The sequence below is a fragment of the Shewanella sp. Choline-02u-19 genome, from assembly GCF_002836205.1.
In the GTDB taxonomy this organism is placed as follows: Bacteria; Pseudomonadota; Gammaproteobacteria; order Enterobacterales; family Shewanellaceae; genus Shewanella.
Window position 1 is genome coordinate 1,801,453 of record NZ_PJBE01000013.1, and the last position, 13,665, is coordinate 1,815,117.

Genomic DNA, 13,665 nt, shown 5'->3' on the forward strand with positions numbered 1-13,665 from the left:
CCGGGAGTAAGCGCTATGTCAATAATAAAAACCTCGGTAAACCGACCGGTTACCGTGTGGATGTTTATGTTTGCCGTCATTCTTTTCGGCATGGTTGGATTTTCACGCTTAGCAGTGAAACTACTGCCTGACTTAAGCTATCCAACCATTACCATACGCACGCAATATGTGGGTGCTGCGCCCGTTGAAGTAGAACAACTAGTATCAAAACCTATTGAAGAAGCCGCAGGTATTGTGAAAGGCTTACGAAAAATCAACTCTATTTCTCGTTCTGGTATGTCAGATGTAGTACTTGAGTTTGAATGGGGTACTGACATGGATATGGCCAGCCTCGATGTACGAGAAAAACTCGATACTATTGAATTGCCATTAGATGTTAAAAAGCCGTTATTACTGCGGTTTAATCCCAATTTAGATCCCATTGTCCGTCTCGCATTATCGGTTCCAAGTACCAGTTCTGATGTGGCTAAATCTGCGAGCGAAAGTGATTTAAAGCAGATGCGTACCTATGCTGAAGAGGAGTTGAAACGTCAACTTGAGTCATTATCTGGCGTCGCTGCGGTGCGTCTTTCAGGAGGACTACAGCAGGAAGTTCATATACTGCTTAATCAACAAAAGCTCACTCAACTTAACCTCAGCGCCGACCTTATTCGTGCTCGTATCGCTGAAGAAAATATTAACCTCTCCGCTGGTAAGGTGATTCAAGGCGACAAAGAGTATTTAGTCAGAACCTTAAACCAATTCAACTCATTGGATGAGCTCGGACAAATTGTTATCTATCGTGATGAACAAACGTTAGTGAGATTGTTTGAAGTTGCCGATATTGTTGACTCATATAAAGAGCGTAACGATATCACCCGTATTGGCGATAGAGAGTCTATTGAGTTAGCCATTTACAAAGAGGGTGATGCCAATACTGTGGCTGTCGCACGTAAGGTCACTAGCGAACTCGAAAAACTCAACAAAAACAGCCCCAAGGCTGAATTAAAAGTCATTTACGATCAATCAGAATTTATTGAAAGTGCCGTCAATGAAGTCACATCGGCTGCGCTCATCGGTAGTCTATTGTCTATGTTGGTTATCTATCTATTTTTAAGAGATATTATTCCAACGCTTATTATTTCAATCTCAATCCCCTTCTCGGTTATTGCTACCTTTAACATGATGTATTTTGCGGGTATCAGCCTCAATATCATGTCTCTTGGCGGAATCGCATTGGCCGTGGGCTTGCTTGTCGATAACGCTATTGTGGTGCTGGAAAATATAGACCGCTGTAAATCACTGGGCATGAGTAAACTCGAAGCCGCTGTCACTGGGACTAAAGAGGTTTCAGGTGCTATCTTTGCTTCAACATTAACCACGCTCGCCGTATTTGTTCCTTTGGTCTTTGTTGATGGTGTGGCTGGTGCGTTATTTTCAGACCAAGCACTTACCGTGGCATTTGCGCTACTGGCATCGCTGTTAGTGGCACTCACCACCATCCCGATGTTAGCCTCACGTGAAGGCTTTAAAGCCCTACCACCATTATTAACAAAGTCTGAAAAAATCAAACCAGACACCAAGTTTGGAAAATTTAAGCACTACAGCGCAACGGTCTTTTCATTCCCTTTCATACTGCTATTCAACTACATACCCAGCGCACTATTGACGCTGACATTAATTGTAGGCCGCACTGTCTCTTGGGTGGTAGGACTCGTTATGCGCCCATTGAGTAGCGCGTTTAACTGGGTTTATAGTTTGCTCGAAGCTGGCTACCATCGCCTGTTGGCAGCGGCCTTAAGATTTAAAGTGCTCACCTTGTCTATTGCTATCGGTATTACGGCAGGCTCTGCGTTGCTGGTACCAAGCTTAGGAATGGAGCTCATTCCACCGATGAATCAAGGCGAGTTCTACGTTGAAGTATTACTGCCACCAGGGACCGAAGTGTCTGAAACAGACAAAGTACTGCGCACGCTAGCACTTTCTATTAAGGATAGAGCTGATGTAAAGCATGCGTACAGCCAAGCGGGCAGTGGCGGTTTAATGACCTCCGATACTTCACGCGGTGGAGAAAACTGGGGACGTTTACAGGTTGTACTGGCCGATCATGATGCTTTTGACGCAGTCACGCAAAAATTACGTGCCGTCGCAATGCGGATCCCAGAGCTTGAAGCCAAGATCCAACATCCTGAGCTGTTTAGTTTCAAGACTCCACTTGAAATTGAACTGGTAGGTTACGATCTTGCCCAACTGAAAACCACGGCTGATACCTTAGTTGAAGCCTTGTCTGAATCGGACCGATTTGCCGATATCAATACCAGCTTGCGAGATGGCCAGCCAGAGTTAAGTATTCGATTTGATCATCAGCGTCTTGCAGCCTTGGGGATGGATGCCCCCTCTGTCGCAAACCGTATTGCTCAACGCATTGGCGGTACGGTTGCCAGTCAGTATACGGTGCGCGATCGTAAGATTGATATCTTGGTTCGCAGCGAACTTGATGAACGTAATCAAATTAGTGATATCGACTCAATGATCATCAATCCAAACAGTAGCCGCCCAATTTCGCTGAGTGCCGTTGCTGATGTCACTCTCAAGCTTGGCCCTTCGGCTATCAATAGAGTGAGCCAACAACGCGTGGCTATCGTGTCGGCCAACTTAGCTTATGGCGACCTTAATGATGCGGTGTTAACAGCTCGAGAAATTCTTGCCAATCAAACACTACCCACCTCGATTCAGGCGCGTTTTGGCGGTCAAAATGAAGAGATGGAACATTCATTCCAGTCGTTACAAGTTGCATTAGTGTTAGCGGTGTTCTTGGTGTACTTGGTCATGGCAAGTCAGTTTGAATCGCTATTGCACCCTTTACTCATTCTTATCGCAGTGCCAATGGCAGTAGGCGGCAGTATTTTGGGGCTTTATATCACTCAAACTCACTTGAGCGTGGTGGTGTTTATTGGCTTAATTATGCTTGCCGGTATTGTGGTCAACAACGCTATTGTTCTGGTTGACAGAATTAATCAATTACGCCGATCAGGGCAAGATAAACTGACTGCAATAACAAACGCAGCAGAGTCACGCTTACGTCCAATTATCATGACCACCATGACAACCGCTCTCGGATTATCACCCATGGCCTTGGGCTTAGGTGATGGCAGCGAAGTGCGCGCGCCAATGGCGATTACGGTAATATTTGGTCTATCGCTATCAACACTGTTGACGCTGGTTGTCATCCCCGCTCTTTATGCACTTTTTGACCGCAAGGATTATGCTCAAGAAACGACAGAGCCACAAAGTAATGATTCGATGATAACAGAAGGAGGCCAGGCATGAGTATCACACGCTTAGCCATTGCAAGGCCGGTAACAACAGCCATGTTCTTTGTCGCTATTTTACTCTTCGGCCTCGCCTCTAGCAGATTATTACCGCTAGAGATGTTTCCTGGAATCGACATTCCTCAGGTCATCGTTGAAGTCCCCTACAAGGGGTCAACGCCGTCTGAAGTCGAACGAGACATCACCAGTATCTTGGAAGAAACGCTTGCCACCATGGGGGGCATAGAAGAGCTTCGCTCTAGCTCTTCGCAAAACGGCGCTGAAATAGAGCTCAGAATGAAGTGGGGAGAAAACGTTGCCACTAAAAGCTTAGAAGCGAGAGAGAAAGTCGACTCTGTGCGTCACTTGCTGCCAAAAGATGTCGAACGTGTTTTTATCAGGCAATTCAGTACCGCCGATATGCCCGTACTCAATTTACGCATATCCAGTGACCGAGAACTGTCTGGTGCATTTGATTTGCTCGATAAACAACTAAAGAGACCACTGGAGCGCGTTGAAGGCGTGTCTCAAGTGACCTTGTATGGCGTCGAGCAAAAGCAGATAGAAATTCGCATTAACGCAGACAAACTTGCCGCGAGCAACATCTCTATCAAAGACCTCACTCGTCGCATGCAGCAAGAAAACTTTGTGATAAGCGCAGGTGTGTTAAAAACCGATTCACGTGTTTATCAAGTATCTCCTAAAGGGGAGTTTAGGAATCTCGATGAGATAAACTCGCTAGTGCTTACCCCTGGGATCACGTTAGGCGATATCGCATCGGTGAAGTTTGCCTTGCCTGAGCGTTTAGATGGTCGTCATTTAGATCAAAATTATGCTGTCGGTTTGGATGTTTTCAAAGAATCGGGAGCTAACTTAGTCGACGTATCGGCTCGCGTAATGAAAGTCATCGAAAGAGCTAAGCAAGATCAGCAATTTCAAGGGATTAAACTCTTTGTAATGGAAGATCAAGCGTATGGCGTAACATCATCGCTGAAGGATTTATTAACCGCAGGCTTGATTGGCGCCCTGCTCTCTTTTGTGGTGCTGTATCTGTTTATACGTAACCTAAAAATGACCTTGGTCATTGTGTCATCGGTACCTATCGCTATTTGTATGACGCTCGCCGCAATGTATTTACTGGGATACAGTTTAAATATCCTTTCGATGATGGGACTACTGCTCGCCGTCGGTATGTTAATTGATAACGCCGTTGTGGTCACCGAAAGTGTATTACAAGAAAAACAGCTGCAAAAGATGGCAAAAGGCGCTTCACAACAACCATCAAAAAACGACAACAGTTCGGTACTCAACGGTGTCGATAAGGTGTCACTAGCAGTGCTAGCCGGTACCTTAACCACCGCCATTGTATTTCTACCCAATATCTTCGGCGTTAAAGTCGAGTTAACGATTTTTCTTGAACACGTCGCCATCGCTATCTGCATTTCGCTAGCGGCATCACTTTTGGTCGCCAAAACCCTGTTGCCATTGATGCTCAGTAAAATGGAGTTTGACCTACCTGAAAAAGTACATGAGAGTAAATTACAACAACGCTACCTTAAAAGTCTTAACTGGATATTGGCGAGACCACGTCTATCAGGAGTGATAGCGTTATTACTACTCGCGTCGACAGCGTTACCACTGTCAATGGTGCAGCAGGATCAATCCGATGGTGAAGGTAATAATCGACTCTATATTAACTATCAAGTTGAAGGACGTCATAGTTTAGATGTTACCGAAGCCATGATTAATAAAATGGAGGATTACCTTTACGCCAACCAAGACAAGTTCCATATCGACTCAGTGTATAGCTACTTTGCAGCAGATAGAGGCCAATCGACTTTGTTGCTAAAAGAAGATATTGAAGTGGATATGAAAGCCCTTAAAAAAACCATTCGCGAAGGGTTTCCAAAATTTTCTATCGCAAAACCACAATTTGGTTGGGGTGGAGAGAATAACGGCATTAGGGTTTCACTGACAGGTCGCTCTACCACTGAGCTAATCCACATCAGCGAACAAGTCATTCCGCTACTGAGTGCTATTGAAGGCTTAACCGATGTGCGTTCAGAACTGAGCGGTGCTCAACAAGAAGTGGTGATTAGAATTGATCGTGAAATGGCCGCGAGACTTGATCTTAAATTAAATGAAGTGGCATCGAGTATCTCAATGGCATTGCGCGGAACTCAGTTACGTTCATTCCGCCATGATCCCAACGGCGAGCTACGTATTGAGATGGCTTATGAACAACAGTGGCGTTTATCACTTGAAAAACTTAAACAGCTACCGATTATTCGTATCGATAGCCGCGTTTATACGTTAGATAGCCTAGCTATCATTGAAATTTTGCCGCGATTCGACACCATTCGCCATTATGACAGACAAACAGCATTGTCTATTGGCGCTAACTTGGATGACATGACCACCGAAGAGGCTCAAGAAAAAATTACCCAAGTCATGGAAGCCATAAACTTCCCAGCGGGTTATGGATACTCACTGCGAGGCGGTTTTCAAAAGCAAGATGAAGATGAAGCAGTAATGGCAACCAATATGATTCTAGCTATCGCGATGATCTATATTGTGATGGCAGCTCTGTTTGAATCCTTACTGTTACCCACAGCCATTATCACCTCAATCTTGTTTTCGATTACTGGCGTATTTTGGGCATTACTGTTTACGGGGACGCCGATGTCCATTATGGCCATGATCGGTATATTGATTTTGATGGGGATTGTGGTCAACAACGGCATTGTATTGGTCGATCAGATTAACCAGCTTAATCCAGAGTTAGATAAACTCTCTGAAGCCATCAGCCAAGTATGTCATACCCGCTTACGTCCTGTGCTGATGACAGTAGGTACCACGGTATTGGGCTTGGTTCCTTTAGCAATGGGAGATGCACAACTGGGTGGCGGCGGTCCATCATACTCACCGATGGCGATTGCCATTATTGGTGGTCTGACGTTTTCAACCGTGACCAGTCTGTATCTAGTGCCTCTGTGTTATCAGGCCCTTTATAGAATGCGTTATCAATCAGCAATCCGTTTGGGTCAAGCTGATCGTTTCTCACGAAAGGTGCTGCCTTGGATGAGTTAACAGCAAAAAGAGGCCTTGATATTAAAAGGCGTTAACTGTAATAAAGCTGACGATAACTTATTTTGAACAACTGTTTTTGTCGTTATCAAAACCTAAAAATCCGAGTCCAGTCTAAGGTCTCGGATTTTTTATGCCCACACTTGAGACTTTGATGCAAAATCATTGATGAATTTTATTTTTTGGCTATTAACATATTATTAATTGATATCGGCAACTGCCAGTATGTTCCCATCCCTTGCGACTTAATTTTAATAGCGGCCCCCCGCTACAAGCGTAACACCAAAAACCAACACCAACGCAACAACAAACATCTGTATTGATTAATAAAAAACCGATAAGCAAATGTTGAGCTACGTCACAAATTGATACACTGAAATTCATCTATTGATCGCAAAAGTTACACAAATAGTCGCTATAATCGCGTCCGTTAATAGAGAGTTATGCCAAAAATAAACCTATTAACAGTTTAAGAAGTGCTTAATGCCTTCTTGGGGTCTAAACAAATATAAGAGAATGGATATGTTAAACAAAAAAGTTTTAGCAGTTGTTATCGCATCTACACTGGGTCTAACCGCATGTGGTTCAGATGATGATAAAAATAATAGTGGAATTCAAGTTGATCTGCGTATTTTAGAAACATCTGATCTACACGCCAATATCATGGATTATGACTATTACAAAACTAAGTACGATCCAACTATCGGTCTTGCAAGAACAGCCAGCTTAATTAAGCAACAAGGTGCAGAGGTAAGCAACTTCGTATTAGTGGATAACGGAGACTTATTGCAAGGTAGCCCTATGGGCGATTTCGTCGCCGATAACTTTAAACGAGATCATACCATTGGTGGTACTCACCCTGCATATAAAGCGATGAATACGCTAGGATACTCAGTGGGTAACTTAGGTAATCATGAGTTTAACTATGGACTGGATTTCTTAGAAGAGGCGCTTGCTGGTGCTAACTTCCCATACATTAACGCTAACGTATTGTGTGAAGCGGATTGCTGGGAAGGTAAATCAAAAGGTGACAACTTATTCACCCCGTATATCATCGAAGAAAAAACAGTTATCGATAGTAATGGCGATCAACAAATCGTTAAGATCGGCTATATTGGCTTTGTGCCCCCTCAAATCGTTCTTTGGGATAAACAAAACTTATCTGGCAAAGTGTCAGTGATGGGAATAGTTGAAGCCGCTGAAAAATTTGTTCCATTAATGAAAGCGGAAGGCGCAGATGTGATTGTCGCGATTCCACACTCAGGTGTCGGTACCCCGTCTAATCCTACTGATGTCAACGACGAAAATGCCACTTATGCGCTATCGCTTGTTGAAGGCATTGATGCGATAACTTTTGGCCACAGCCACTCAGTTTTCCCTTCTGCAACATTTGAAGGTCTTGAGAATGCCGATTTGGAAAAAGGTACCATCAATGGTGTTGCAGCGGTTATGCCTGGACGCTGGGGTGACAACTTAGGCATTGTCGATCTCAAACTTGAAATGCAAGACGGTGCATGGGTTGTTATCGACCGCACGGCAAAAGCCGCTCCTATCTATGATAAGAATGCAGAAAATCCAGAATTAGTGATTGCAGACAATGGCATACGTGATTCAGTTGCATTAGAGCACCAAGGTACGCTTAATTACGTAAACCAACCAATTGGTAAAGCCTCTGCTGATATGTATAGCTTTTTGACTTTAGTACAAGATGACCCAACAGTTCAAATTGTGTCTGATGCACAAATTGCTAAAGTAAAAGCTAACCTGACTGCTGAACTTAAAGACATTCCGGTCCTGTCTGCATCTGCTCCATTTAAAGCCGGTGGACGTCATAGCACAACTGCTGATGCCGAATCTTATGTTCAAGTCCCCGCTGGCGACTTAACCTATAAGAATGCCGCTGATCTTTACTTATATCCAAACACTATGGTTGCGGTTAAAGTGACCGGTGCTGAACTTAAAGATTGGTTAGAGTGTAGTGCTAACCAATTCAATCAAATTGATCCAACGGTTAGCACACCGCAGATGTTGATCAACTGGGATACCCACCGTACCTATAACTTTGATGTTATTGACGGCGTAACCTACAAAATTGATGTCACTCAACCGACGAAGTTTGATGGCGATTGCAAAGTCGTTAATGCCGATGCGAATCGCATTGTCGATTTGACATTTAATGATGGCACGACCAGCTTTACTGGCACTGACTTAGACAGCAAAGAATTTATCATTGCATCAAACAACTACCGCGCCTTTGGCGGCAAGTTCGCTGGTACTGGTGCTGAGCACGTCGTTATGGAACTACCTGATTCTAACCGTGAAGCACTAGCACAGTACATTACCAGTGAAACTGAGAATGTTGACGGGCCTGGTTACGTTGATCCAAGCGCTGACTACAACTGGGGGTTTGTGACGATCACACCAACCACTACCCTTGATGTGCGTTTTGAAACGCAAGACAGTGCAACGGCTGATCAATTCATTATTGATAATCAACAGCGTAAGCTTGAGAAACAAGCTGAAAACGATGAATTTGGCTTCGCCATTTATAAAATTGATCTAACTCAGTAGGTTGAATTGAGAAATGAGTAACCCTAGCGAACGTTAGCCGTTACCTAAAAAGGCTCCTTCGGGAGCCCTTTTTAATGCAACAGCAATACTCATGTTGTTAGCCCACAGGGAATAACCATTGATACACCCAACGAGCACTGTAAAAGCCAGCGGGTAAACCTGCAACAATGCCGATCATTAAGCCAAATAACTTTAATCTTTTACGATTTAATTGTGACAACATCTCAATATCGTTATCGCAATCAATAGGGTCCTGTTCATTAGTCACTTGATTGGTATCCATATTTGATTCGACTCCCTGTCTTTTTATTAGATGTCCTTCTCGACAAATTATGGCTGGCAATTGCAGTTAATGCCACTCATCACTTGCTACAAAATGTTAACCCTCTTTTAACTAACACATTAAAAATCGTGTTTAACAACCATCAGGCCTACTTATTATACTTGTATTCCAGCCCAGAAATCGATGTCAGCATACGGAGTCACACCCACTATCGATTAACGGCTTCGCTCTTCAGTTTCAAAACAGCACTGCTTTGCGGCATTATTAATATGAATATTATGCTTAGCGAGCGCGCTACAGGCAAGGTTTGCCATTTTGTCTGTTTGTAACTGCAGCTTAGCTTTTCTAAGTGACTCGTTAGTGGCAAACATAAAAGTGACCTGCAAACTATGGTTCACATTTGAGAAATCAACTTTATGGCTCAACCATTCAAATCCAAACACTTCACCTTTAAGGCTCTCGCACACCTCCGTTAACGAGATGCGGATAGTGTTTTCAATTTTTTTGTCAGTCTTTTTCAAACTCACCTCTATGTTATCGCGCCAATATTAACCTTGATTAATCAAGATTAGTTTTTTGATAAAACCTTTTACAGCATCGATATTTTCGAAACTAAAGGCCAAACCATAATGGATCCCGTTAACACTCTTTTGCACCCGCTTCGGAAAACGAGTCATCTCTGAATAGTGACAAAATTGATCTTTTGCAGTGACACCATCAAGCGCTGCAAAATCACCTTTAAACACTTCATAAGCAGGCCGAATCACTAACTGAACCTGCTTACCATCTATATAGAGGTAAAAAGGCTCTTTTAGTTTAGGTAACATATACTCAGTGACTTTTTTGATAGTGAAGTTTGTACGGCATTCAAGTTCACTTAATAACGCCATCATCTCTTGCTGTTCAATCGCCAAGTTATTTCCTTACCTAGGGCTGTTGATCTTTCAGGGTTGTCGCTGTTTATTGGCTATTTTGACCTGGCGGAGGCTATGTCGTTTAGTCATTCTCCACCAATAGCCTACAACACAGTAAAAAGCGGCAAAATATTAACGCTAGATAATAACGCCTTTACTTATAGCTGCCTATGACTATCTCTTTGATAGAGATAAATTGGCGAACAAACGCTGTAGAGTTGTTTTTAGGCAAGTAACACGGTAAACATTAACCCTTATTGAATCGACAGGAGTATTTTGTGATGCCATTACCCTACTCTCAATCATGTGAGAATAATAAAGCAGCCATCGCTGTGATCTTGGAAAGTGCCTTCAGCCAATCATCACATGTATTAGAAGTTGGCAGTGGTTCAGGGCAACACGCGGTCCATTTCGCCAAGCTTTTACCGCATTTAACCTGGCAAACAAGCGATCAAGTTGAGTATCATGCAGGTATCAACGCCTGGTTAAACGAATCACCGAGCACTAATTTACAGCAACCATTAGCACTTGATGTGTTAAAACCATGGCCGATAGATCCCGTAGCGCATCCTGTCATTGATGCCATTTTCACTGCGAATACACTGCATATAATGTCCAAGGAGATGGTTAAAGCATTTTTCAATGGTGTTGGTCAGTACTTGAGTGTGCATGGGCAGCTGTGTGTTTACGGACCCTTTAATTATCAAGGTCAATATAGCAGTGATAGCAATCGTAATTTTGATGGTTGGCTCGCGGCACAAAATCCGCAAAGTGCAATTCGAGATTTTGAGTGGATTTTACAGCTTGCAGCAGAGCAACAATTAACATTAATAGCCGACTTTTCTATGCCGGCCAATAATCAAATACTGCATTTTGAAAAACGAGCTTAATGACCTGCTAACAGGATCTGCTGTAATTCATTTAACGAGCGTACTTCATAGTGAGGCGTAATACCCTCTGGTTGATTTTCGCCATGGCGATTCAACCAACAAGTATCTATGCCAGCGTTTAATCCGCCCTGTATATCGGAATGTGGGTTATCCCCTACCATTAAGATAGATTCACGAGCAGGGTGGCCCATGCGCGCAAAAGCATGCTCAAAGATCCCAACATCGGGTTTTGCCAGCCCAACCTGCTCTGAAATGACTAAAGGAGAAAAGCGCTCACCAAAGCCTACCTTCTGTAATCTTATCGTTTGTAACTCAGTAAAACCGTTGGTGATGATCCCCATATTGACCCTACCCGTTAAGGTATCAATTAACTCTTGAGCCCCTGGTAATAAGGTACAGATATCAGCCATCGCGCTAAGAAAGTCACTGTTGAGACGCTGAGTAGAGACACTTATTTTTTGAGCCCAAGTTTCAAAACGGGTATTTTGTAACTGTTTAGCGGTGAGTCTTCCATCTTGGTAATCGACCCACAAAGGCTTATTAACCATTTGATATTGCTGAAAATCCTCTACCGTAAACTCAACATTAAAGCGAGAGAACATCAGCTGCAAACCTTTAAATGCATCAAAATGAAATAGAGTTTCATCGGCATCAAATAGTACCCAATCATATTTCACAGGTTTATCCTTCTAAAACAACATGTCGCGAATAGCTGGCTATACTAACCTAAAATGCCTCCAGTAAAGCAGACCATCTAATTAGACGGGCATAAAAAAACCTATTACGTCGGCGTAATAGGTTTCTCATTGACCTTTTGGCTTGCTATCTTTGTTGCCTAGAAGTCAGCTTCATCGAACTCACAAATAATCTGACTTGCAGACTCAATCTGCTTCACTAAGCTGCGCGTTTGCGGAACCCAATAGGCCATATAAAACTGGGCTGTTTTCACCTTATTTTGATAAAATGCCGTATCTTCACTCGCGCTATCTAAGCCAGCTAAGGCTTTTTCAGCCGTTCTCGCCCACATCCATGCTAAAGAAGTTATGCCCAATAGTTGCATATAGGCAAATGACGCCGCCCCTATCACATCGGGTTTTGCAGCCGCTTCAGTGGCAATGATTGCCGTGGCTTTTTCAAGATCTGCCGCCGCGAGCATCAAACTTGAAACCAGTGGTTTCATCGCTTCATTACCAAGATTAGCTTGGATAAACACCTTAACCTCTTCAGACCATAATGTTAATGCAGCCCCCTTATCAGACATGATTTTTCGGCCAACAAGATCAAGCGCTTGTACCCCATTGGTACCTTCGTAAATCATTGAGATACGAATATCACGCACATACTGCTCCATGCCCCACTCATGGATATAGCCATGCCCTCCAAACACTTGCTGTGCATCAACACAGGCCTTAAAGCCTTGATCGGTTACAAAACCTTTTACAATCGGTGTGAATAAAGCCGCTAATTTAGAAGATTTCTTCCTTTGTAGTGGGTCACTGTGACGCTCTGCCTCATCAAGCCAAAGCGCTTGCTGTCCCATCAGTGCGCGGGCACCTTCATTAAATGATTTTTGCGATAGCAGCATACGACGCACATCACCATGAACCAGAATAGGATCAGCAGCCAACTCCTTGTGCTTTACGCCACTTAATGCGCGACCTTGAAGACGGTCTTTGGCATAGGCTAACGCATTTTGATAAGCAATTTCAGAGACGCCAAGACCTTGAAGACCCACACCCAATCTTGCTTGGTTCATCATAGTAAACATCGCACGAAGACCTTGATGCGGTTCACCGACCAGTTCACCGATAGCACCGTCAAAGTTCATCACGCAAGTCGAGTTACCATGGATCCCCATCTTATGTTCAAGACTCGCAGCACATAAAGTATTGGGCTCGCCGAAACTGCCATCGTCATTGACCCATATTTTAGGCACCGCAAACAACGAAATCCCCTTCACACCTTCAGGCGCATCAGGTAATTTAGCCAACACTAAATGAATAATATTATCTGTTAAGTCATGATCGCCAGAGGAGATGAATATTTTCTCTCCCGTAATGGCAAACGTACCTTCTCCCGCGGGAATCGCTTTGGTGCGCAGTAATGCCAAATCGGTACCAGCATGAGACTCTGTCAGGTTCATGGTGCCAGTCCACTCACCACTGACAAGCTTGTCCAGATACTTGCGCTTTAAGCTATCACTTCCATGAACATGAATAGCAGCGTAGGCACCATGCGTAAGGCCTGGATACATGGCAAACGCCATATTAGTGGCCGTTTTCATCTCGGTTGCAAATATACCCACGACTTCAGGCAACCCTTGACCGCCATATTCAGGATCGCAAGTCAGTGTAGCCCAACCATTATCAACATATTGCTGATAAGCATCGATAAACCCTTTCGGGGTAACGACTTTACCATCGACTAATTTACAGCCTTCGACATCTCCAGAACCATTAAGTGGCAACATAATGTCGGTAGTAAAATCAGCAACACCTTGCAATACCGCTTCAATAAGTTCTGGATCAAACTCATCAAAACCCGCTAAATCCTTTTGGTTATAAATGTCGAGCAATTCATTAAGTACAAACTGATAGTCACGTAATGGTGCTTGATAAATTGGCATTGCG

At 43.6% G+C, this 13,665-nt stretch carries 9 protein-coding genes; 4 read left to right on the plus strand and 5 right to left on the minus strand.

Annotated elements, in window-relative coordinates; all coding sequences use genetic code 11:
* Positions 1 to 15 precede the first annotated feature (15 nt).
* From CXF83_RS14565 to CXF83_RS14575, 3 genes are all read left to right on the plus strand, one after another.
* On the plus strand, positions 16 to 3,309 hold the full coding sequence (locus CXF83_RS14565; protein WP_101091149.1) for an efflux RND transporter permease subunit: 3,294 nt from the start codon (positions 16 to 18) through the stop codon (positions 3,307 to 3,309).
* Positions 3,306 to 6,380, plus strand: coding sequence for an efflux RND transporter permease subunit (locus tag CXF83_RS14570; RefSeq protein WP_101091151.1), 3,075 nt, complete (start codon positions 3,306 to 3,308; stop codon positions 6,378 to 6,380). The genes CXF83_RS14565 and CXF83_RS14570 overlap by 4 nt, the downstream gene beginning before the upstream one ends.
* Positions 6,381 to 6,899: 519 nt before the next feature.
* Positions 6,900 to 8,948 carry a bifunctional 2',3'-cyclic-nucleotide 2'-phosphodiesterase/3'-nucleotidase gene (locus CXF83_RS14575; protein WP_101091152.1) on the plus strand — a complete coding sequence of 683 codons (2,049 nt, stop codon included), beginning with the start codon at positions 6,900 to 6,902 and terminating at the stop codon, positions 8,946 to 8,948.
* A 97-nt stretch (positions 8,949 to 9,045) separates the two neighbouring features.
* Here CXF83_RS14575 and CXF83_RS14580 read toward each other — a convergent pair whose 3' ends face one another.
* The 3 genes from CXF83_RS14580 to CXF83_RS14590 all read right to left on the minus strand — a co-directional run bounded on the left by CXF83_RS14580 (position 9,046) and on the right by CXF83_RS14590 (position 10,145).
* The gene (locus CXF83_RS14580; RefSeq protein ID WP_101091154.1) at positions 9,046 to 9,231 is read right to left on the minus strand and encodes a hypothetical protein; all 186 of its coding nucleotides are present in this window, start codon (positions 9,229 to 9,231) and stop codon (positions 9,046 to 9,048) included.
* A 215-nt stretch (positions 9,232 to 9,446) separates the two neighbouring features.
* Positions 9,447 to 9,752 carry a Fis family transcriptional regulator gene (locus tag CXF83_RS14585; RefSeq protein WP_101091155.1) on the minus strand — a complete coding sequence of 102 codons (306 nt, stop codon included), beginning with the start codon at positions 9,750 to 9,752 and terminating at the stop codon, positions 9,447 to 9,449.
* Positions 9,753 to 9,779: 27 nt separating this feature from the next.
* Positions 9,780 to 10,145 (minus strand): hypothetical protein, encoded by a 366-nt coding sequence (locus CXF83_RS14590; protein WP_101091157.1) that lies wholly within the window; start codon positions 10,143 to 10,145, stop codon positions 9,780 to 9,782.
* A gap of 281 nt (positions 10,146 to 10,426) precedes the next feature.
* On the opposite strand from CXF83_RS14590, the gene CXF83_RS14595 reads away from it, so the two are divergent.
* Entirely contained in the window at positions 10,427 to 11,035 is a 609-nt protein-coding gene (locus tag CXF83_RS14595; protein WP_101091158.1) for a DUF938 domain-containing protein, read from the plus strand.
* Here CXF83_RS14595 and yjjG read toward each other — a convergent pair.
* Positions 11,032 to 11,712 (minus strand): pyrimidine 5'-nucleotidase, encoded by a 681-nt coding sequence (yjjG, locus tag CXF83_RS14600; protein WP_101091160.1) that lies wholly within the window; start codon positions 11,710 to 11,712, stop codon positions 11,032 to 11,034. The genes CXF83_RS14595 and yjjG overlap by 4 nt on opposite strands.
* Positions 11,713 to 11,870: 158 nt before the next feature.
* Positions 11,871 to 13,661, minus strand: a complete 1,791-nt coding sequence (locus tag CXF83_RS14605; protein WP_101091162.1) for an acyl-CoA dehydrogenase C-terminal domain-containing protein — start codon at positions 13,659 to 13,661, stop codon at positions 11,871 to 11,873.
* Positions 13,662 to 13,665 lie beyond the last annotated feature (4 nt).

Bases quoted from the DNA above. Each gene is read 5' to 3' on its own strand.
- CXF83_RS14565 (WP_101091149.1), top strand. From the start codon at position 16: ATGTCAATAATAAAAACCTCGGTAAACCGACCGGTTACCGTGTGGATG.
- CXF83_RS14570 (WP_101091151.1), top strand. From the start codon at position 3,306: ATGAGTATCACACGCTTAGCCATTGCAAGGCCGGTAACAACAGCCATG.
- CXF83_RS14575 (WP_101091152.1), top strand. From the start codon at position 6,900: ATGTTAAACAAAAAAGTTTTAGCAGTTGTTATCGCATCTACACTGGGT.
- CXF83_RS14580 (WP_101091154.1), bottom strand. From the start codon at position 9,231: ATGGATACCAATCAAGTGACTAATGAACAGGACCCTATTGATTGCGAT.
- CXF83_RS14595 (WP_101091158.1), top strand. From the start codon at position 10,427: ATGCCATTACCCTACTCTCAATCATGTGAGAATAATAAAGCAGCCATC.
- CXF83_RS14605 (WP_101091162.1), bottom strand. From the start codon at position 13,661: ATGCCAATTTATCAAGCACCATTACGTGACTATCAGTTTGTACTTAAT.